The sequence below is a fragment of the Clostridium sp. LXY-7 genome (genome assembly GCF_056172015.1).
The window spans coordinates 96,917-116,061 of sequence record NZ_JBLLJL010000007.1 but is presented as its reverse complement, the minus strand read 5'-3'; the positions used below and the strand labels follow the sequence as shown (position 1 = coordinate 116,061).

The 19,145-nt window shown below is 30.3% G+C and carries 21 protein-coding genes; 15 read left to right on the top strand and 6 right to left on the bottom strand.

Annotated elements, in window-relative coordinates:
• Positions 1 to 44: 44 nt before the first annotated feature.
• The 3 genes from ACI48Q_RS19350 to ACI48Q_RS19340 are packed head-to-tail and all read right to left on the bottom strand — an operon-like array spanning position 45 to position 1,599.
• Positions 45 to 476: a DMT family transporter gene (locus ACI48Q_RS19350; protein ID WP_474920763.1), complete on the bottom strand. Its 432-nt coding sequence runs from the start codon at positions 474 to 476 to the stop codon at positions 45 to 47.
• Positions 477 to 524: 48 nt separating this feature from the next.
• Entirely contained in the window at positions 525 to 1,019 is a 495-nt protein-coding gene (locus tag ACI48Q_RS19345) for a dUTP diphosphatase (RefSeq protein WP_474920762.1), read from the bottom strand.
• Positions 1,020 to 1,050: 31 nt separating this feature from the next.
• Positions 1,051 to 1,599 carry a hypothetical protein gene (locus tag ACI48Q_RS19340; RefSeq protein ID WP_474920761.1) on the bottom strand — a complete coding sequence of 183 codons (549 nt, stop codon included), beginning with the start codon at positions 1,597 to 1,599 and terminating at the stop codon, positions 1,051 to 1,053.
• A 302-nt stretch (positions 1,600 to 1,901) separates the two neighbouring features.
• On the opposite strand from ACI48Q_RS19340, the gene ACI48Q_RS19335 reads away from it, so the two are divergent.
• The 11 genes from ACI48Q_RS19335 (at position 1,902) to ACI48Q_RS19285 (ending at position 10,537) form a co-directional block, all read left to right on the top strand.
• A complete protein-coding gene (locus ACI48Q_RS19335) occupies positions 1,902 to 3,164 on the top strand; it encodes a UDP-N-acetylglucosamine 1-carboxyvinyltransferase (protein ID WP_474920760.1) in 1,263 nt (420 codons plus the stop codon).
• Between the two features lie 27 nt (positions 3,165 to 3,191).
• Positions 3,192 to 3,977, top strand: a complete 786-nt coding sequence (locus ACI48Q_RS19330) for an MBL fold metallo-hydrolase (protein ID WP_474920759.1) — start codon at positions 3,192 to 3,194, stop codon at positions 3,975 to 3,977.
• 19 nt (positions 3,978 to 3,996) lie between these two features.
• Positions 3,997 to 4,584, top strand: coding sequence for a GerMN domain-containing protein (locus ACI48Q_RS19325; RefSeq protein ID WP_474920758.1), 588 nt, complete (start codon positions 3,997 to 3,999; stop codon positions 4,582 to 4,584).
• Positions 4,585 to 4,670: 86 nt separating this feature from the next.
• On the top strand, positions 4,671 to 5,168 hold the full coding sequence (locus ACI48Q_RS19320; protein ID WP_474920757.1) for an SEC-C metal-binding domain-containing protein: 498 nt from the start codon (positions 4,671 to 4,673) through the stop codon (positions 5,166 to 5,168).
• 111 nt (positions 5,169 to 5,279) lie between these two features.
• Positions 5,280 to 5,921 carry a lactate utilization protein gene (locus ACI48Q_RS19315; protein ID WP_474920756.1) on the top strand — a complete coding sequence of 214 codons (642 nt, stop codon included), beginning with the start codon at positions 5,280 to 5,282 and terminating at the stop codon, positions 5,919 to 5,921.
• Between the two features lie 194 nt (positions 5,922 to 6,115).
• Complete coding sequence (locus ACI48Q_RS19310; RefSeq protein WP_474920755.1) at positions 6,116 to 6,667, top strand: RNA polymerase sigma factor; 552 nt, start codon at positions 6,116 to 6,118, stop codon at positions 6,665 to 6,667.
• Between the two features lie 3 nt (positions 6,668 to 6,670).
• Positions 6,671 to 7,048, top strand: coding sequence for a hypothetical protein (locus tag ACI48Q_RS19305; RefSeq protein WP_474920754.1), 378 nt, complete (start codon positions 6,671 to 6,673; stop codon positions 7,046 to 7,048).
• A 2-nt stretch (positions 7,049 to 7,050) separates the two neighbouring features.
• Positions 7,051 to 7,680 carry a hypothetical protein gene (locus ACI48Q_RS19300; protein WP_474920753.1) on the top strand — a complete coding sequence of 210 codons (630 nt, stop codon included), beginning with the start codon at positions 7,051 to 7,053 and terminating at the stop codon, positions 7,678 to 7,680.
• Between the two features lie 120 nt (positions 7,681 to 7,800).
• Entirely contained in the window at positions 7,801 to 8,280 is a 480-nt protein-coding gene (gene rlmH / locus ACI48Q_RS19295; protein WP_474920752.1) for a 23S rRNA (pseudouridine(1915)-N(3))-methyltransferase RlmH, read from the top strand.
• Between the two features lie 373 nt (positions 8,281 to 8,653).
• On the top strand, positions 8,654 to 9,304 hold the full coding sequence (locus tag ACI48Q_RS19290) for a CatB-related O-acetyltransferase (RefSeq protein ID WP_474920751.1): 651 nt from the start codon (positions 8,654 to 8,656) through the stop codon (positions 9,302 to 9,304).
• A gap of 420 nt (positions 9,305 to 9,724) precedes the next feature.
• The gene (locus tag ACI48Q_RS19285; protein WP_474920750.1) at positions 9,725 to 10,537 is read left to right on the top strand and encodes a reverse transcriptase domain-containing protein; all 813 of its coding nucleotides are present in this window, start codon (positions 9,725 to 9,727) and stop codon (positions 10,535 to 10,537) included.
• Positions 10,538 to 10,821: 284 nt separating this feature from the next.
• Here ACI48Q_RS19285 and ACI48Q_RS19280 read toward each other — a convergent pair whose 3' ends face one another.
• Both ACI48Q_RS19280 and ACI48Q_RS19275 read right to left on the bottom strand, forming a co-directional pair.
• Positions 10,822 to 12,039 (bottom strand): MFS transporter, encoded by a 1,218-nt coding sequence (locus tag ACI48Q_RS19280; protein WP_474920749.1) that lies wholly within the window; start codon positions 12,037 to 12,039, stop codon positions 10,822 to 10,824.
• 122 nt (positions 12,040 to 12,161) lie between these two features.
• Positions 12,162 to 12,797: a flavodoxin family protein gene (locus tag ACI48Q_RS19275; protein WP_474920748.1), complete on the bottom strand. Its 636-nt coding sequence runs from the start codon at positions 12,795 to 12,797 to the stop codon at positions 12,162 to 12,164.
• A gap of 179 nt (positions 12,798 to 12,976) precedes the next feature.
• Here ACI48Q_RS19275 and ACI48Q_RS19270 point away from each other — a divergent pair, with 179 nt between their 5' ends.
• The 4 genes from ACI48Q_RS19270 to ACI48Q_RS19255 all read left to right on the top strand — a co-directional run bounded on the left by ACI48Q_RS19270 (position 12,977) and on the right by ACI48Q_RS19255 (position 17,986).
• A complete protein-coding gene (locus ACI48Q_RS19270; protein WP_474920747.1) occupies positions 12,977 to 13,549 on the top strand; it encodes a TetR/AcrR family transcriptional regulator in 573 nt (190 codons plus the stop codon).
• A gap of 288 nt (positions 13,550 to 13,837) precedes the next feature.
• Positions 13,838 to 14,701: a pentapeptide repeat-containing protein gene (locus ACI48Q_RS19265; protein WP_474920746.1), complete on the top strand. Its 864-nt coding sequence runs from the start codon at positions 13,838 to 13,840 to the stop codon at positions 14,699 to 14,701.
• Between the two features lie 211 nt (positions 14,702 to 14,912).
• Positions 14,913 to 16,640 (top strand): oleate hydratase, encoded by a 1,728-nt coding sequence (locus ACI48Q_RS19260; RefSeq protein WP_474920745.1) that lies wholly within the window; start codon positions 14,913 to 14,915, stop codon positions 16,638 to 16,640.
• A gap of 479 nt (positions 16,641 to 17,119) precedes the next feature.
• Positions 17,120 to 17,986 carry a CAP domain-containing protein gene (locus tag ACI48Q_RS19255; protein ID WP_474920744.1) on the top strand — a complete coding sequence of 289 codons (867 nt, stop codon included), beginning with the start codon at positions 17,120 to 17,122 and terminating at the stop codon, positions 17,984 to 17,986.
• Positions 17,987 to 18,182: 196 nt separating this feature from the next.
• Here the strand turns inward: ACI48Q_RS19255 and ACI48Q_RS19250 are convergent, their stop codons facing one another.
• Complete coding sequence (locus ACI48Q_RS19250; protein ID WP_474920743.1) at positions 18,183 to 19,052, bottom strand: methionyl aminopeptidase; 870 nt, start codon at positions 19,050 to 19,052, stop codon at positions 18,183 to 18,185.
• Positions 19,053 to 19,145 lie beyond the last annotated feature (93 nt).

Genomic DNA, 19,145 nt, shown 5'->3' with positions numbered 1-19,145 from the left:
ACAATAAAAATTTATATACTTAAAAAAATAGAAAAGATAATAAATTATCCTTTCCATTTGAAAACTACAATTCCTAATATCATTATTGCAACTCCAATAAATTGTTTGAGTCCACACTTTATACATTGAACTCCAAAGAGACCAAAATGGTCAATAAGAGCTGCAGCTGTAAGCTGTGCTATCAATATAGCGGCAACAGCAAGCGTTGGACCAAGGGCTGACATACCTTTCATAACTGTGAAAGTAATAACAGCACCAAGAACTCCACCTAATAAATAAAGTTTATTAGCGTTTCTTATACTTCTGAAGCTACCATCTCCAATGAAAAAAGTTGCAATAATTGCTACCAAGAAAGCTATACCTTGGGCAAGAACATTAGTCTCCCATAAACCAATTTTTTCAGATAGCTTAGTATTAAATACACCTTGAACACTCATAGTGATACCTGCTATCAGTGAGAAAATTATGCCCCACATAAAATCACCGTCCTTAAGAACAGTGTGCCCTAATATAGCAATAATTATTTAATAGCCTTCATTTTGCCTTTTGTGATTTATTTCATTTTTATTTAAATAAGATGACTCTATTTCATCTAAAGAAAAATTAAGCCCAGCACCTAGTAAGAAGAACTTGTTAAATATTAAAATATATGTTCCTATACTTTGGTTTGACATAAAGTTATTTATAGTCATATTTAAATCTAATAATATTTCAGTTATATCAATATCATCACTAACACATACATTAAAGTTTGGAGATATATTAGTAAATCCACTAGTAATACCAATACTTAGTATAAAGTGAAGACAATCTACATATTCTTCTAAGATTACGTTCTTAGGGGCCGCACCTTTATTACTCCAAAATTTAAAACATCTGGTCTCATTAGCTAGTTCCCCTAACTCTACAACTAAGGCTAATATCTTTTTATTAATTAAGGATACACCTTGTAAATTATGTTTAGTTTCAATATGGTGGTCTAATTCCCTTTGTAGTGAAAACAACTTTTGTAAATCCATATTAATCACCCTTTCATCCGTGGGGTTATAATTAATAATCCTTTAAAACATAGGATTTAATAAGAACCTCTTTTTTATTATTAATCTGTTTCCAGATTTCAATTTTGTCAATTTTACCAAAACTGATTATATCATCTTTACTTTTTGAGGAGTCAATAGTTAAGGTATCATTACTTAAAGCCTTTCTAATGTTGTTATTTGCATTAGAAAGAGGCATTTTAAATGAAGTAGAATAAGAACAATCTTTAATGTTGACTCCATGTAAATCCAATGTATCAAATATATTTCTAGTTATTTTATTAATATAGCCTTTATCTTCAACACTTAGACTTACTGTATTTGTGTTATCATTTATAACTAAATTATTACCTACACCTATTTTAAATCTTTTATAAGGTGAAATTATTTTAGTAATAACTTCATCTAGCTTTTCGAATTCTACATTATACACAGTTCCAAGTGGTATATAGAGATTAGAAATATTTTTATATAATTTATATTTTCTACTCAAATTTTTCTGTATAGATAGAAATTCGCTAGAAGAATTTTCATCTAATAGAGCAACTACATTGTACTTCATTTTTCTCCTCCATAATTAAAATAGTATTATTTTCAATAATAAACATTATATCATAATACAAATTATTCTAATAGCATTAAAATTGTAGGAGTTATTATAATTCAATATAATTTAGTGTAAAATATGAGATATATGCTAGAGAAATTTGTATTGGAAAAATATACAAGCATAAAAAGCTGGTTATATTTGATTTTTTGTATTAAAATATATACACTATATGGTATAATTAAGATTGTGATATTTTATTTGATGGAATTAATTGATAAGTTAACATAGATAAAAATAGTGAGGATGATACCAGTATGGATAGATTGGTTATAAATGGAGGCAATACTTTAGTAGGTGAAATAAATATAAATGGAGCTAAGAATGCGGCGGTGGCAATTTTACCAGCAGCAATTCTTGCAAGTGAGGGAGTGTCAGTAATAGACAATATCCCTAATATTGAGGACGTCAATTGTATAGAGAAAATTTTAAAATATTTAGGATGTAAGATAAAGAGAGATATAAATTCAAACAGCATTACAATCGATAGTAAGACTATCACAACAACCAATGCCAATATAGAAGATGTAAGAAGAATGAGAGCATCTTATTATTTTTTAGGTGCGCTACTTTCTAGATTTAAAAAAGCAAGAGTAGAACTACCAGGGGGATGCCCTATAGGGATTAGACCTATAGATCAGCATATAAAGGGCTTTGAGGCTCTTGGTGCTAAAGTTACTATTGAGCATGGAGCTGTAAATATAGAGGCCCCTAGGCTAGTAGGAACAAGTATATATTTTGATGTAGTTAGTGTGGGTGCAACTATAAATGTAATGATTGCAGCTACTTTGGCAGAAGGAATTACCATGCTTGAAAACTCAGCTAAGGAACCACATGTAGTTGATGTAGCAAATTTTTTAAATAGTATGGGAGCTAATATTAAAGGTGCAGGTACTGACTTAATAAAAATAACCGGTGTAGAAAAACTACATGGATGTGATTATTCAGTTATTCCTGACCAAATAGAAGCAGGAACTTTTATGATTGCAGCAGCAGCTTGTGGAGGTGAGGTAGTAGTAAATAATGTTATACCAAAACATCTTGAATCTATTTCAGCCAAATTGTTAGAAATGGGAGCAGAAGTAATTGAACATGACGATGCAATAACTGTGAAATCTAATGGAAAATTAAAAGGTGTAAACATTAAAACCTTACCTTATCCAGGATTTCCTACAGATGTTCAGCAACCAATGAATTCACTTTTAACTGTTGCAAGAGGAAGAAGTATAATAAATGAGAGTATTTGGGAAAGTAGATTCAAACATGTAGATGAACTTAAGAAAATGGGTGCAAATATAAAGGTAGAGGGAAGAGTTGCAATAATTGACGGAGTAGAGAACCTAACTGGAGCTCATGTCAAAGCTACAGATTTAAGAGCCGGTGCAGCTATGGTTATAGCTGGGCTTATAGCACAAGGTACAACTGTAGTAGAAGGAATTGAACATATAGATAGAGGATATCCTCATATCGAGAATAAATTTAAAACTCTAGGTGCAAATATAGAAAGAGTTATAGATTAACTTAAGTATATATTGAGGGGGAGTTATATGAAATTTTGTCCATTATTCAGTGGTAGTAGTGGTAATAGTATATTGGTAACTGGAGAAAGTGGCAATATATTAATAGATGCAGGAATGCCAGGCAAGGCTATTGAAGGTGAATTAAATGCAGTAGGGGTTAGCCCTGACAATATAAATGCTATTTTTGTAACCCATGAGCATTCAGATCATATAAAGGGCGTAGGAGTATTTTCAAGAAAATACAATGTGCCGATATATGCAAATAGTGATACATGGGGAGCTATGATAGGTAAATTAGGAAAATTAAAAGAACATAATATGAAATTTATTGAAAGTAGATTTAATGAAGTAGCAGATTTAATTATTGAAAATTTTCCTATATCTCATGATGCAGCAGCACCTAGAGGATACAAAATATATCATAAAGGAAAGTCAGCTTGTATTGCTACGGACCTAGGACATTTTTCCATAGAAGTTAAAGATGCATTGAAGAATTCGAATATAATCCTTTTAGAGAGTAATCATGATGTGGAAATGCTAAAGTTTGGACCATATCCATATCCTCTTAAAAGAAGAATATTAAGCAATGAAGGTCATCTCTCTAATGATGATTGTGGAAAAGCAATTTTAGATATTTTAGATGAAAATCATAAAACAATTTATTTAGGTCATTTAAGCAAAACAAACAACTATCCTCAATTGGCTTATGAAACAGTTGCTAATTTATTAAGAGAAAACTCAGTAGATATACATAAGGATATAACACTTACAATGTGTAATAGAGATAAACATAGTGTACTGGTAGAATTATAATTAAATTAGGAGGTAGGCCATGAAAAGGAAGGCTTTTATAAACATATTAATAGTTATATGTTTACTTATAGTGGCTATATTTGTTATTTGGAAATTAGGTATTTTTGAAAAGAAAGACAAACCAAGTATAGTGAATACGGAAAAAATACAAAGTTCTTATACAGCAGAAGAAAAAAATGAAGCTATAGAGATTTCATTGTATTTTGGTGGACCAAAAAGTAATGAAAAATCTGAGGTAGTTAAAGAGACAAGAGTTACAAGTAGTGACCAATTAATAGGTGAATTCATAATGCAGGAGCTTTTAAAAGGTCCCGCGTTGGTAAGTGAAAGTAAACCGTTATTTCCAAAGGATGTTAGATTATTAAGCTTTTCTATTAAAGATGGCATTGCACATATAAATTTGAACTCTGTTGCAGAGTTTAATATGACTCCATCTCAAGAGGAAACAGTGTTAAAGGCTATAGTGTCTTCCTTAGATCAGTTATCGACGGTAACTAAGGTAATGATTACTGTTGAAAATAAAAATATAGAAACTTTAGGTGGAAATTATAGTATAATTAAGCCTTTTGGAAAAGAAGAGATAAATAGTTTAAAGATACAGAAATAAAAAACATTGAAACAACATTATTTTCTTATTATAATAAATGAAATAAAAACTAATAAAATTTTCGTATATAAAAAGGAGAAAAGAAAATGGGTTTATATAATGACTGGACTAACTATGTGATAGAATATGTTAAAGAAAATGGAGAACCAGCATTCTGGAAAGAATATGCTATAGTAGAAAAGGAAGTCTACACTAAAGCCTTAGCTATATCTAATGGAGTTATTGAAGGTAAAATTAGTGAATTAGCTAAAGAATTTGCTGTATCAGAAATACATTTTATGGGATTTCTAGATGGGATTAATGAAAGTGTTGAAAAAGAGTTGGATTTAGAATCTATGGATGAAAATTCAGAAGTACAAATTAAAATTGATTATGAAAAATTATATTTTAATATGTTAGATTCAAAAGCAGATTACCTTTATTCATTACCACAATGGGATAGAATATTCTCACCAGAAAAAAGAAAAGAAATTCAAAAAGCTTGGAGAGATTCTAAAACTGTTGTAAATGAGAATAAGGTTGGAAGAAATGACGCTTGTCCTTGTGGAAGTGGTAAAAAATACAAGAAATGTTGCGGTAAATAATAAAAATTATAAATAAGACCTCATTGACCTATTTAAAGGAACAATGAGGTCTTTTTACATATCATATGATATAATTTAACATATAAGTATAAATATACAGGGGGAAGATTTATGGATAAAAATATAAAATGGCTTAAGGAAACAAAAATAAATAAGATAATAGAGCAATTAAATAAAAATAATATGGATGGATATTTTGTAAACTCTAAGGAAGACTTAATTAATAAGATAGATGAGCTAGTTGAGGATGGTGCAATAGTTAGTTGTGGAGGTTCCATGACTTTATTTGAAACAGGAGTTATAGATTATTTAAGAAGTGAAAAATTTAATTTTTTAGATAGATATGAGGAAGGATTAGCAGCAGCAGATATAAAAAAAATTTTTATAAAATCATTTTCTGCGGATGCCTATTTTACAAGTACTAATGCAATAACAGAAAAGGGAGAATTATATAATGTAGATGGAAATGGAAATAGAGTAGCTGCTATGCTTTATGGTCCAGAAAAAGTCATAGTTATTGTAGGTATAAATAAAATAGTAAAGAATATTGATGAAGCTATAATAAGAAATGAAAGAATTTCAGCTCCGGCTAACTGTAAGAGATTAAACAAGAATACACCTTGCACCCAAATAGGTAATTGTGTAAATTGTAGTAGCATAGATAGAATATGCAATGAATATACAGTAATAAAAAGACAATCAAATAGAGGTAGGATACATGTAATATTTTTAAATGAAGAGTTAGGATATTAATTGTAGATATGGCTTCAAGGACACTTGAAGCGTTAAATAAATAAGGTATATAGTACTTTATTTAAAAGATCTAAAGGTATAAGATTATTCTTAAACTTTTTAGGTCTTTTTTAATTTTTAAATTTATTAAAAAAACTGAAGGGTAAAGAGGACGATATTCGTATATATATAGTGAAAGTGTTAAAAAGTTTGGGGTGATTTGTATTGATGAGTTAATTATAAAAAAAGTATTGAACGGAGATGTCAATGCATTTACATATATAGTGAAAAAATATGAAAATTTGGTGTACACAATATGTTTAAATATTGTTGGAGATAGTTTCAAATCACAAGATTTAACTCAAGATACCTTTATATCATTATATAAAGCACTACCTCAAGTACATGGGAACAATTTGAAAAACTATATATGTAGAATAGCCACTAACAAAAGTATTGATTATAAACGGAGTGCAGTAAGAACTAGGGAGTTTATAGCTGATTTTGAAGACTACTCACAAGAAGAATTTAAGAGTGAAGGCTTTGAAAAATTAATTTTGGATAGAGAGAAAAAGCAACAGGTTATAACTTTAGTTAACTCTCTTAATGAACCCTATAGAAGTACAGTCATATCTCATTATTTTAAAGGTAAGAGCTATAATGAGATGGCGATAGAAGAAAATATTAGTATAAAGACAGTAGAAACTAGGTTATATAGAGCAAGAAAAATACTATTTGATAAGATTAATGAAAGTGGGGTGCTATGATTTATGGATTGTTTTAATGAAGAAATGCTCAATAAGTTTGTAGAAAATCATATAGAGGATACAGTAAAGGAAAAGATACAAGAACATATGTATATCTGTAATCTATGCATGGATAAGTATATTAATATAATTGAAAAGCAACAAGTTAAAATACCTCAATCAGTGTCCAAATCAGTGATAAAGAGTATTAGAGAGAATGAAAAGAAGAAACATAGAGAAAAAGTCAGGATATATGCTATAGCAGCTACCTTTACATTGCTATTTTACGGATTAGGAATTTTTAATAATATATTAGAAGGTTCCTATATGGCTTATGATAAAGTTGAAAAAGGGATTCGTATATTTAACGAGTTGAGAATAAATAATTTTATGGAGGAATAAGGATGGAAGAAAATAAATATTATAACTATGACAATGGCTATGGTAGAAATATAAGAAATAAAAGTAAGTTTTGGAGCTTTGTTCTTTCTTTTATGCCAGGTGCAGGACATATGTACTTAGGGTTACTAAAGCAGGGAGTACAACTTATGAGTGTGTTCTTAGGAATAATAGGTATATCTACATTATTAAATTTAGGAGCTATTTGCTTTATACTACCAATACTCTGGTTTTATGGTATATTTGATGCAACTGAAAAGTGTGCCCAAGGATATTCTAACAAAGATGAAAATTTAGAAATTATAAATTGGATTTATAAAGGTAGTTTTAACTATAAAATTGATAGGAAGCTAGTGGGATATGGATTGCTTATAGTAAGCGGATTAATTATATTAAACAATATAATCATGCCAATATTTTCAATAGTATTTGTTGATACACGTCACTGGTTTATTACCTCTTTAATTAATTACCTTATAGTTGCATCTTTATTACTATGGGGAGGATATAAATTAATAAAGAGTGGAGAGAAAATAGATAGAGATTTTAGTGATGAAGATTTCCAAGAGTATGAAAGAAATATAACTGAAACAATTATTGAAGAGTGTAAAGAGCCTTCAAAAGAAGATAATTAAATATATTAAGAAAGTATCATTCATTTTGTAAGTGGATGGTACTTTTATTTTAGATTATAATAATTTATATAACACATTCAGATTAATAATTAAAGGTGTCAAGGAACATTAGGAGGGAAAATGAATATAACATTAATTTCAGTAGGAAAAATAAAAGAAAAATATTTAAGAGATGCTATAGATGAATATTCAAAGAGGCTTTCAAGATACTGTAAGCTTGATATAATAGAGCTGCCGGACGAAAAGACTCCAGATAATGCTTCAGAAAAAGAGGAAATTCAAATAAAAGAAAAAGAAGGAGCCTTGATTTTATCAAAAATTAAGGAAAATTCATATGTAATAGCTATGGATTTAAAAGGAAAGCACTTAACTTCAGAAGAATTTGCAAACTTTATAGATAACTGCGGAGTTATGGGAAATTCAAATTTAGTTTTTATAATAGGTGGAAGCTTAGGTTTATCAGAGCAGATTATAAAAAGAGCTAATTATAAGCTTTGTTTTTCTAAAATGACATTCCCACATCAATTATTTAGGGTAATGCTTCTTGAACAAGTGTATAGAGCATTTAGAATAATGAAGAATGAACCGTACCATAAATAAATGAGGTTTTTACTAAAGTAAGATTATAGTAGTAAGGTATGAGTGTTTCAACCATTGAAATACATGAAAAAGTATTATCATAACATTATGGTAATATCTTTTGTTATATGAATACATATTCGTTCATAAGGATGGTATAATATGAAAAGAATACATAGAAGTATTTGGTTTATAATCTTAGGTAAATATGAAAAAAAATAGAGCGTACTTTAATTATTTATGTCTAAAATATTGACACGGATTCACTTACATATAAGAAATAATAAAATTTAAGGAAGTATCTTAGAATGGTAAAGAGAATTAGAAAGTTAAGGAATGTGGCAGTGTGAATTAAGTTAAGGGATATTTAAAAGATTAAATTTAGGAGGACAAGATGAATAATACATTTAATCATTGGACAGAGATAAAATATTTAAAGGATACAATAAAAAATCCCTTAATTGAAGTTGGAGAATACACTTATTATTCAGGATATTACGCAGGTGGAGATTTTGAAAATATATGTGTAAGATATATATGGGGCGATGAAAAATCTAAAGAAATGTATAATCCTATAGAAGACTATGGATGGACTTTAGATAGAATAAAAATAGGTAAGTATTGTTGTATTGCTAGCGGGGTAATATTTATGATGGGAGGAAATAACAATCATAACCCGAACTGGATAACTGTATACCCATTTAAAGATAAGTTGCTAGATTCATATAAGCCCAAAGGAGATACAATTATAGGTAATGACGTATGGATTGGTACAGAAGCAATGATTATGCCAGGAATTACAATTGGAGATGGTGCAATAATTGCATCTAGATCAGTAGTTACAAAAGATGTGGATCCTTATACTGTTGTAGGGGGAAATCCTGCAAAACATATAAAAGAAAGATTTAATAAAGATAAGATAGATATGTTACTTGAAATGAAATGGTGGAATTGGGAAGAAAGTCATATTAAAAATAGCATGGGTATATTGTCTAGTTCAGATATAAATAAATTGTATAAATACTATGAAATCAATATAAAATAATGTATATTTACTTTATCAAAGTGGGATGTAAGAATATAATTATAAAACAATAAATGATATAAATAGAAGAACTATGACATTTTAAAAGAGTAATAGCGAAAAAGTTATTAAATTAAGTATTAGCAAACTTTATACTATTAGAATCACTCTGATGGCGGTCAGGGTGATTCTTTAGTTTATGATTCATCAGAATATATTTTAATAAGATTGTAACAGAAATAATCATACAACTACTACACTTAATGTTCTACTAGAATTTAATGTAAAAACCTCACTTTCAATTGATACGGAGAACCGGTGCGTCTGAGCAAGGTTGTGTAATTTAAATGGTGGAAATCCATTCTGAAAAGATGAAGTCAAATCATTCAGTAGCGAGTCATGGATATAAATAGGTAACTATTTATAGATAAAATAGTGCAAATGGGACTAAATAAAATACCGCAAGCTATATATGAAGCAGATTTTATGGAATTTCCATATGGATTCAGACCGAATAACAACTGTCGTACTGCAATTAAAAGACTAAACAATATAATTGGAAATGGTGTTGCGGAAGCAACGGAACTAGGTACTCCACAAGGCTCAATAATTTCACCAACTCTAGCAAATATATATTTGCATTATGCACTAGATTTATGGTTTGAGAAAGTAATAAAGAGAGATTTTAAAGGTGAAGCTGAAATTGTAAGATATGCTTATGATTTTGTATGCTGTTTTCAATACGAAGGCGAAGCCAGAAATTTCTGTAGGCTCCTTCTACATAGACTCAGAAAATTTAATCTTGAAATCGAAAAGAGTAAATCTAAGTTAATATTGTTTGAAAGATTTGCAGAAGAAAACAGAAAGAAGATGGGATACAAAAGAGCAGAAACATTCAATTTTCTAGGATTCACTCATTATTGTGGTAAAAGTAGAAATGGAAAGTTTAGAGTTAAGCGAAAAACAAGTAAAAAGAAATTCAGATCAAAGGTAAAGGAATTTAATCAATGGGTTAAATCGGTTAGGAACAAGCTTCATATAAGAGATATATTTGATTTAACAAAGCAAAAGATTAATGGACATTATCAATACTATGGAATTACGGATAATTCATATATGATAAGTCGGTTTTGTCTGGAAATAAAGAAGGCACTATTTAAGTGGTTAAACCGTAGAAGTCAAAGGCGAAGCTTTGATTTGGATAAATTCAAAATGTATATGAAGTATAATTCCAGATATGCTAATGAAAAATAGAATTTTCTTTTCATCGTGTAAGATTTACATCAGCAGTTACTAAAATAAGACAAGGTGCTCCTCGTAAAACAGTGTCAATTCCTTCATTATGATAAGATTGAATATAGTGATGAAATCTTTTATTTAATAACTCATTGCTTGCTAGTTTTTCAATAGTAAGTTTAATAGTTTTGTTTAGTATATTTTTATCATCTACAATTATATAAGATATTCCTTGGAGATTGCTTCAGGTAGGAGCAAAGTGAGCAATCTTCATTTAAAACTTAAATTTATAAAAGTATATCTTATGCATTTTTTCTAGCCTTGTGTAGAATAATCGCTATGATTTGAGTTGCTAATCCAAAAGTGCAAACTCCATACCACCCAAAATGAGAATAGCTATATGGACCTAAAAAGGAACCTAATGCTCCTCCAAGAAAAAAGTTGACCATATAAATAGTATTAAGTCTATTACGTGTTTTTTCGTTTAAGGAATGTATTCTTGCCTGATTAGAAACATTACAGGATTGTACTCCTAAATCTAGAAGAATAATTCCTAAAATAAGTCCCCAAATTTTAAAGCCAAATAGAGAGAAGAATAAATAGGCAATTGTAACTATGATTATACATATACCTATAGTAAATCTTGAACCTCTTTTGTCAGCTATTTTTCCAACTATTGGGGCAGCAAGAGCACCACTAATGCCGACTAATCCAAATAAACCTGCTGCTTCAGCTCCCATATTGTAATGAGAACTTTCAAGTAAAAATATGAGGGATGTCCAAAAGGCACTAAAAGCTGAAAACATTAAAGCACCATTAATAGAGACTTCTTTTAAAATTGGTTCAGTTTTTACTAAGTGTATCATTGATTTTAATAGTTGAGTATATTTAATGTCTGATATAGGTTCGCATAAGGGTATCAACTTCCTAAGAATAAGCATGAGAGTAAGCATCATAATCGCTGCAATTAGATAAACTGCTCTCCAGCCAAAGTAGCTGCCTAAGATGCCGCTGATTGTACGGGAAAGTAATATTCCAATTAATAAGCCACTCATTATTGTACCAATAGTTTGCCCTCTTTGCTGCGGATTTGATAGTTGTGCTGCTAAAGGGATAATAAGTTGAGGAATAATAGAAGTAAGTCCAACAGCAAAGGAAGAAATTATCAGAACATATATATTTGAAGAGAAGAACATACTCATTAGGGAGATTATTGAGCATAAAAGCATTATTACTATTAATTTTCTCTTTTCTTTTATATCTCCCAAAGGCAAGATAAATATCATTCCAATTGCATAACCTATTTGTGTAAGAATAGCTGCAAAACTTATGCTTAATTGGTTGACATGAAAGGTTTTTGCTATATCAGCTAAGAGGGGCTGGATATAATATAAATTTGCAACAGTAAGTCCACAAGCTATGGACATAACTAAAATTAATAAATTAGTCAATATGGGTTTATCTTCAAGATTACTTATTGATGGATTTGTTTTTATAACCTCATTATCTGATTGATACATTTATAAAGCACTTCCTTAGATTATAATAATACATTTAATTGAATAAATGTATTATTATAAGTGATAAAAAATCTATTCTAAATGGTAGCAAAAATTATCTAATGGATAGGAAAAATAAAAATTTATCGAATAAAATTAGTAAAAATCTTTTCTTCCATTTCTGGATTTTTGATAATTCCTTGTCCATTTTCAACAAGTCTCATAAGCCAAGCCATATTCTTACCTAATATCCTCATTATTTGTATTCCTTCTTCGTCCTGCATTGCCTCACCTGGTAATCTTCCATTAATTATGTTCCAATAGTTTGAAGTAGGGATAAGCATTTCAGAATGATTAATGTAATTATTTAACTGATCGAAGGTTGGAATTCCACCTGTACGTCTTACTGCTACTACTGCCACTCCAACCTTATGTCTTAACATACTATCATTGGCTTCTGCCACACGAAAAGCTCTATCTAAAAATGACTTCATTGTTCCAGCAATTGCTGAATAGTGTACTGGTGATCCTAAGATTATTCCGTCGGCATTTTTCATTTTTTCGACCCAATCATTAACTGGATCAGTAGTAATAGCACATTTTCCATTTTTATTTTTTGTACAATATCCACAAGCAATACATCCTCTAATAGATTTATTCCCCACGTGAATTATTTCTGTTTTTATTCCTTCTTTTTCGAGTTCGTCAACAACTATTTTTATTCCATGATAAGTATTACCCTCTTTATTGGGACTTCCGTTAAAAACTGCAACTTTCATTGATTTTTCCTCCTATATATTTGATGATACTGAACGTTTAGTTTATAAATATATAATATACTAAACGTTTAGTATTGTAAATAGTTTTTTTATTTTCAAAACAAAAAAATGTATAGTATAATATACGTATAGTTTATTAAGTCTATTATTACAAATTAAATATAATGGAGGTAATTATAATGGAGAAAAAATTGGGACGTCCGCGTAGCGAAAAAACTAAGGAGGCCATTCTTTCCGCTGCATATGAGCTATTGCTTGAAAATGGTTTTGGAGGTGTTACAATTGAGAAGATTGCTGAAAGAGCTGGTGTTAGTAAAGCTACTATTTACAAATGGTGGCACAACAAAGCTGCTGTTGTTATGGACGCCTTTTTTGATGCTGCTGTTGTGAGGCTTCCAATACCTGATACAGGATCAACTATTAATGATATGATAATTCAAGTAAATAATTTAGCAAAATTTCTAATTAGTCGAGAGGGTAAGGTAATTAATGAGATAATAGCAGAAGGTCAATTTGATCAAAAGATAGCTGAAGCCTATCGCACAATATATTTTAAGCCCCGTAGACTTGATTCACGATTTATTTTAGAACGTGGAATTTCAAGAGGAGAACTAAAGGAAGATTTGGATATAGAATTAGTTATGGATTTAATTTTTGGCCCATTATTCTATAGATTATTAATAACAGGGGATATGATAGACGAGGCTTTTATAAAAAATCTAATATATTATGTATTTAAAGGTATAAAATAGAAGTTAATATTAATGGTAACTTAATGAAATATTAAGAAGAAGAAAATTGAGTCCACTTATGAGCGGATAGAAGAACTTTAAATGTTTTGAGCAATTAAAGAAGTGCTATCACTTGCTACTGATACGAAGAATCATATCACAAATAAGTAAGGTAAGATAAATTTATTATAAGTAGAGAGTTTACAAGTGGTGAATGAAAAGATCATATTAATATATACAGGAATTTAATGTGATACCTATGATATAATTTAGGTGTTAAAATTATGAATAGTTTAAGAGAGGTTAAATATGACATATAAAAATGGAGCTAAATATGATAAAGAATTACATGATGATCTAAGAGTTGACTGTCAAAAGTGTTTCGGATTTTGCTGTGTTGCATTGTATTTTTCTGCTTCTGAAGGTTTTCCAACGGACAAGGATGCCGGTAACCCTTGTATAAATTTACAATCTGATTTTAGATGTACCGTTCACAAAAATCTTAGGCAAAAGGGTCTTAAAGGATGTACTGCTTATGACTGCTTTGGAGCAGGCCAAAAAGTTGCTCAAGTTACATATGATGGACACGATTGGAGAAGAAACCCAAAAACTGCAAAGCAAATGTTTGATGTATTTTTGGTTATGAGGCAACTTCATGAAATGTTATGGTACCTAACAGAAGCATTTAGGATACAATATGATAGTATTATCCAAGAGGAAATTAGTTACATGATAAGTGAAACGGTACGGCTTACTAATCTAGATGCTGATTCTCTCATAGAGCTGGACTTAGTAGCACACAGAAGTAATGTTAATGCTCTACTTTTTAAAACTAGTGAACTTGTGCAAACTAAAGCTCGTAGAGGACAAAAGACTACTTTGAAACGTAAGAAGACAATTGCTGGAAGGTTAAATTTTATTGGTTCAGATCTTAGAAAAATCAATCTAACAGGAGAAGACTTGAGAGGAGCATTTCTTATTGCAGCAGACCTTAGAGGGGTTGACTTAAGTGGAGCAGACCTTATTGGAGCTGATTTGAGAGATGCTGATATAAGAGGAGCTAACCTTACAAATAGTATATTTATTACGCAATCTCAGATTAATGCCGCTAAGGGAGACTCTGATACAAGGTTGCCAATGTCATTAGTTCGTCCTGTCTATTGGGATAAATAATAATATATTAAATGTTTAAGCACTTATTCAATTGAGGAATAAGTGTTTTTTCATTGGAATTTAAAAGAGAAATAGGGAACACTACAAGTGAAAATATCATAAAATTTAGACAGATACTCAAGATTGTATAATTACAATTGATCTGCTTTAAACTATGATAGAAAGTAAGAAATTTAAATAGAAATTTAAACAGAAAGTTGAGGATGGTTATATGAGTAAAAAAACAAAGAAAAGTAGTATAAATCCATTGATTGCATTAGGTGCAATAGCTGGAGTAGTAACTGTAGCCTCTATAGGTGCAAAGAAACTTAAAAATAAAGCAAACACATTAACAAGCTCAATTACATATGAAAATAATGAAGATACACAAGTCTATTTTGTTGGAGGTGGCTTAGCTTCTTTAGCTGGTGCAGCTTATCTTATAAGGGACTGTAACTTCAAAGGAGAGAACATTCATATTATCGAAGGAATGAAAATTCTTGGTGGTAGTAATGATGGTGCGGGTGATGTAAAAAATGGATTTGTATGCCGTGGCGGTAGAATGTTAAATGAAGAAACTTATGAGAATTTTTGGGAGTTATTTTCAAATATTCCATCTTTAGATTTACCAAATAAAAGTGTTACTGAAGAAATTCTAAATTTCGATCACTTACATCCAACTCATGCACAAGCACGTTTAGTGGATAAATATGGGGTTATTCAAGATGTAACTAGCATGGGCTTTAATAATGCTGATCGTATGGCACTTGGTAAATTAATGATTACTCCAGAAGAAAAGTTAGACAATATGACTATTCAAGAATGGTTTAGTAATACTCCACATTTCTTTGAAACTAACTTCTGGTATATGTGGCAGACAACATTTGCGTTCCAAAAATGGTCTAGTTTATTTGAATTTAAACGCTATATGGAACGTATGATTTTTGAATTTTCTCGTATTGAAACATTGGAGGGTGTTACACGTACAGCTTACAATCAATATGAGTCTGTTATCCTTCCATTAAAAGCTTATCTAGATAGTTTTAATGTTGATTTTAGTATCAATGCAACAGTAACTGATTTAGATTTTAAATCAGGAGAAGGTATTACAGTAACTACTATACATCTAGAAGAAAATGAAGCTGAAAGAGTTATTACATTAAATTCTGGAGATGTTTGCATTATGACAAATGGATGTATGACTGATAGCGCAACTCTAGGTGATATGTATACACCAGCAGAGTATAATCCAGAGAAACCAATCTCTAGTGAACTTTGGAGAAAAGTGGCTAAAAAGAAACCAGGGCTAGGTGATCCAGAGCCATTCTTTGGACATCCAGAAGAAACTAACTGGGAAAGCTTCACTGTAACTTGTAAAGGTAATAAACTTCTAAAACTAATTGAAAAATACTCTACTAATATTCCTGGTAGTGGAGCTTTAATGACATTTAAAGATTCTAGTTGGTTAATGAGTATTGTTGTTGCAGCTCAGCCTCACTTTAAAAATCAACCACTAGATACTACTATTTTCTGGGGTTATGGATTATATACAGATAAAATTGGTGACTATGTGAAGAAACCAATGCGTGATTGTACTGGTGAAGAATTATTAATAGAACTTCTACATCATTTGCACATGGAAGATCAGATTGATGAAATCATGGAAACTGTAGTAAACGTCATTCCATATATGATGCCTTATATAGATGCACAGTTCCAACCCCGTAAGATGACTGATCGTCCACAAGTTGTACCAAAAGGTTCAACAAACTTTGCTATGATTAGCCAGTTTGTTGAAATTCCAGAAGACATGGTATTTACTGAAGAATATTCTGTACGTGCAGCAAGAATTGCTATATATACTCTATTTAATGTAAAAAATAAAAAGATATGTCCAGTAACTCCTTATAAAAAGCAACCAAGGATTTTAAAAGAGGCGTTAAAAACATCTTATAGATAAAAAGAATGACTATATTTTAATATAGTCTAGAAAATTAATATAAAATTAGAGGAGGGAAAATCCCTCCTCTAATTTATTTTAGATTAATAGTGAGAGAAAATAATTGTTATCTTAGGATTTATTTCTTTAGTTAAAAATTTGCTAGTAAAATAGTTAAAATATTATTTATAAAGTTAAAAAGTAATATATGAAGCAAAATAGTTTTAAATTATACCTAGTAATTATAGCCAATGAATATATTGGCAAATGATGTGGAAGCAAGTAATAGCATCAAATTAACATAAGTATTTTATTTACATATAAGGATTATGATTCTTTTAGAGTGGTATATATCAATTTATAGAAATCATTTAACCTAATAAAGGTGAGAAAATTATGATATAAATTTATGTGACGGCATTAGGGAAAGTAAAAAGTACTTTAACTAATAAAATATTGAATTCAATTAAGGATTCGAAAAAATAAAAGGAGTGGTACAGATGAAAAAGAAACTAATTGCAATGTCATTACTAGCTACATTATTAGGGGGTGTAGGAACTACAGCCTATGCTTCGGGAGTATCTAATGTGGGACAAGATTGTGCTAAACAAAATATTGCTGTTAATCAAAACATGGACAAGCTTTCCAAATCATTAAAATCTCAGGGTAATAAAATGAGTAATAAAGTAGGGTCATTTAATAATGTTGGATCTGAAAATATCCAAGATATTTTAAATAATCTTAAACAGTGTACTCAAGGTAAGGTAGATAGTAATAAACCTGAAAATTGCCCGGATAATGAAGTTAAACCTGAAGATAATCAATGTGATAATGGAGGAACTGTGGGAGAAGAAACGGAGAATAACGCTCCAGATGTAGAAACACCACCAGTTGTGGAAACACCTCCTGTAGTAGAAACACCACCAGCTACGGAAACGCCAGAAAAACCAAGTGAAAGTGATAAATTCATGGCTCAGGTAGAATCTATGATACTACAAAAAGTAAATGAAGAAAGAGCTAAAGCTGGAGTATCAGCATTAGTACATAATGGTACTATGGAAAAGTATGCTAGAATAAAATCTCAGGATATGGGAGATAGAGGATACTTTGATCATAAGAACCCAGAGGGAAATCTTATAACAGCTCAAATGGAAAAGGATGGAGTTAGTTATAGAGCTTGGGGAGAAAACATTGCCTATATAGGTGGAATGTCTGATCCAAATGAATTAGCAAATCAATTTATGACTAACTGGATGAATTCACAGGGACATAGACAAAATATTTTATCAACTAACTTTACTGATATTGGTGTAGGAGTTTATAAAATAGGAGACAAGGTTTATGCAACTCAAGAGTTCTACAAATAAGTTGTTAAGAAATAAAGAATAAAAAATTGCCCCATTAATTGAAGTGTACAACGTCTTTAGTTGTATCCAGTTAATGGGGTTTTTAGTTCATATGAAGTAAGTATTATTTTAATTTTATCAAAGAACTGTAATTAAAGTTTATATAGAAAGTCTTCTCTATAAGAAATTTTATAATAAATTTTGCATTTGAATTAAACTACTTACTGAGTATCTCTATGCCATCTTCTGTTACTAGTATTGTATGTTCCCACTGTGAAGATAATGAGCCGTCCTCTGTGAACACTGTCCAGTCATCATCGGCATCTATTACTATTTCAGAGGACCCTATATTTATCATAGGTTCAATGGTAAATACCATACCAGGAACTAAAATCATTCCTTCTCCTCTTTTACCGTAGTGGGCTACAAAAGGGTCTTCGTGGAATTCAAGCCCAATACCATGTCCGCCAAAATCTTTTACCACTGAGTATCCATGTTTCTCAGCATGCTCTTGAATGGCTGCACCTATATCATCTAAGAATCCCCAAGGCTTTACTGCTTCTATACCTTTATATAGGCACTCCCTTGAAACTTCCACTAACTTTCTTGCTTCTTCACTGACTTCACCAATCATAAACATCCTTGAAGCATCTGAATAGTACCCATTTAATATAGTTGACACATCTACATTTATGATGTCTCCATTCCTAAGAATTATATTCTCACTAGGAATACCATGGCATACCTCATCATTTATTGAAGTACATACACTTTTAGGGTATCCTTCAAAATTAAGTGTTGCAGGAATTGCACCTTGTGACACAGTGTAATTGTGAACTAATTTGTCAATCTCTTCGGTGCTCATGCCTTCTTTTATATTTTCAGCTACTAAATCAAGAACTGCATTATTAATTTTGGAACTATTTCTTATACCTTCAAGTTGGTCCTGATTTTTAATAATATTTCTTGGTGGAACCTGAAGACCTTGCATATTTAAATGTTCTAATTTCTCATCAAAGTTACTATGACATTTTTTGTATTTTAAGCCACTCCCACACCAGCATAAATCATTTCTATTTAAATTCATATTGATCTCTCCTAATTTTATATACTTTGTAATATTTTATTTTTTTCAAACTATGATTTATTATACTTCTATAGCTATAAATTTAAAAGTGTT

Bases quoted from the DNA above. Each gene is read 5' to 3' on its own strand.
- ACI48Q_RS19350 (WP_474920763.1), bottom strand. From the start codon at position 476: ATGTGGGGCATAATTTTCTCACTGATAGCAGGTATCACTATGAGTGTT.
- ACI48Q_RS19345 (WP_474920762.1), bottom strand. From the start codon at position 1,019: ATGGATTTACAAAAGTTGTTTTCACTACAAAGGGAATTAGACCACCAT.
- ACI48Q_RS19340 (WP_474920761.1), bottom strand. From the start codon at position 1,599: ATGAAGTACAATGTAGTTGCTCTATTAGATGAAAATTCTTCTAGCGAA.
- ACI48Q_RS19335 (WP_474920760.1), top strand. From the start codon at position 1,902: ATGGATAGATTGGTTATAAATGGAGGCAATACTTTAGTAGGTGAAATA.
- ACI48Q_RS19330 (WP_474920759.1), top strand. From the start codon at position 3,192: ATGAAATTTTGTCCATTATTCAGTGGTAGTAGTGGTAATAGTATATTG.
- ACI48Q_RS19325 (WP_474920758.1), top strand. From the start codon at position 3,997: ATGAAAAGGAAGGCTTTTATAAACATATTAATAGTTATATGTTTACTT.
- ACI48Q_RS19320 (WP_474920757.1), top strand. From the start codon at position 4,671: ATGGGTTTATATAATGACTGGACTAACTATGTGATAGAATATGTTAAA.
- ACI48Q_RS19315 (WP_474920756.1), top strand. From the start codon at position 5,280: ATGGATAAAAATATAAAATGGCTTAAGGAAACAAAAATAAATAAGATA.
- ACI48Q_RS19305 (WP_474920754.1), top strand. From the start codon at position 6,671: ATGGATTGTTTTAATGAAGAAATGCTCAATAAGTTTGTAGAAAATCAT.
- ACI48Q_RS19300 (WP_474920753.1), top strand. From the start codon at position 7,051: ATGGAAGAAAATAAATATTATAACTATGACAATGGCTATGGTAGAAAT.
- rlmH (WP_474920752.1), top strand. From the start codon at position 7,801: ATGAATATAACATTAATTTCAGTAGGAAAAATAAAAGAAAAATATTTA.
- ACI48Q_RS19290 (WP_474920751.1), top strand. From the start codon at position 8,654: ATGAATAATACATTTAATCATTGGACAGAGATAAAATATTTAAAGGAT.
- ACI48Q_RS19285 (WP_474920750.1), top strand. From the start codon at position 9,725: ATGGGACTAAATAAAATACCGCAAGCTATATATGAAGCAGATTTTATG.
- ACI48Q_RS19280 (WP_474920749.1), bottom strand. From the start codon at position 12,039: ATGTATCAATCAGATAATGAGGTTATAAAAACAAATCCATCAATAAGT.
- ACI48Q_RS19275 (WP_474920748.1), bottom strand. From the start codon at position 12,797: ATGAAAGTTGCAGTTTTTAACGGAAGTCCCAATAAAGAGGGTAATACT.
- ACI48Q_RS19270 (WP_474920747.1), top strand. From the start codon at position 12,977: ATGGAGAAAAAATTGGGACGTCCGCGTAGCGAAAAAACTAAGGAGGCC.
- ACI48Q_RS19265 (WP_474920746.1), top strand. From the start codon at position 13,838: ATGACATATAAAAATGGAGCTAAATATGATAAAGAATTACATGATGAT.
- ACI48Q_RS19260 (WP_474920745.1), top strand. From the start codon at position 14,913: ATGAGTAAAAAAACAAAGAAAAGTAGTATAAATCCATTGATTGCATTA.
- ACI48Q_RS19255 (WP_474920744.1), top strand. From the start codon at position 17,120: ATGAAAAAGAAACTAATTGCAATGTCATTACTAGCTACATTATTAGGG.
- ACI48Q_RS19250 (WP_474920743.1), bottom strand. From the start codon at position 19,052: ATGAATTTAAATAGAAATGATTTATGCTGGTGTGGGAGTGGCTTAAAA.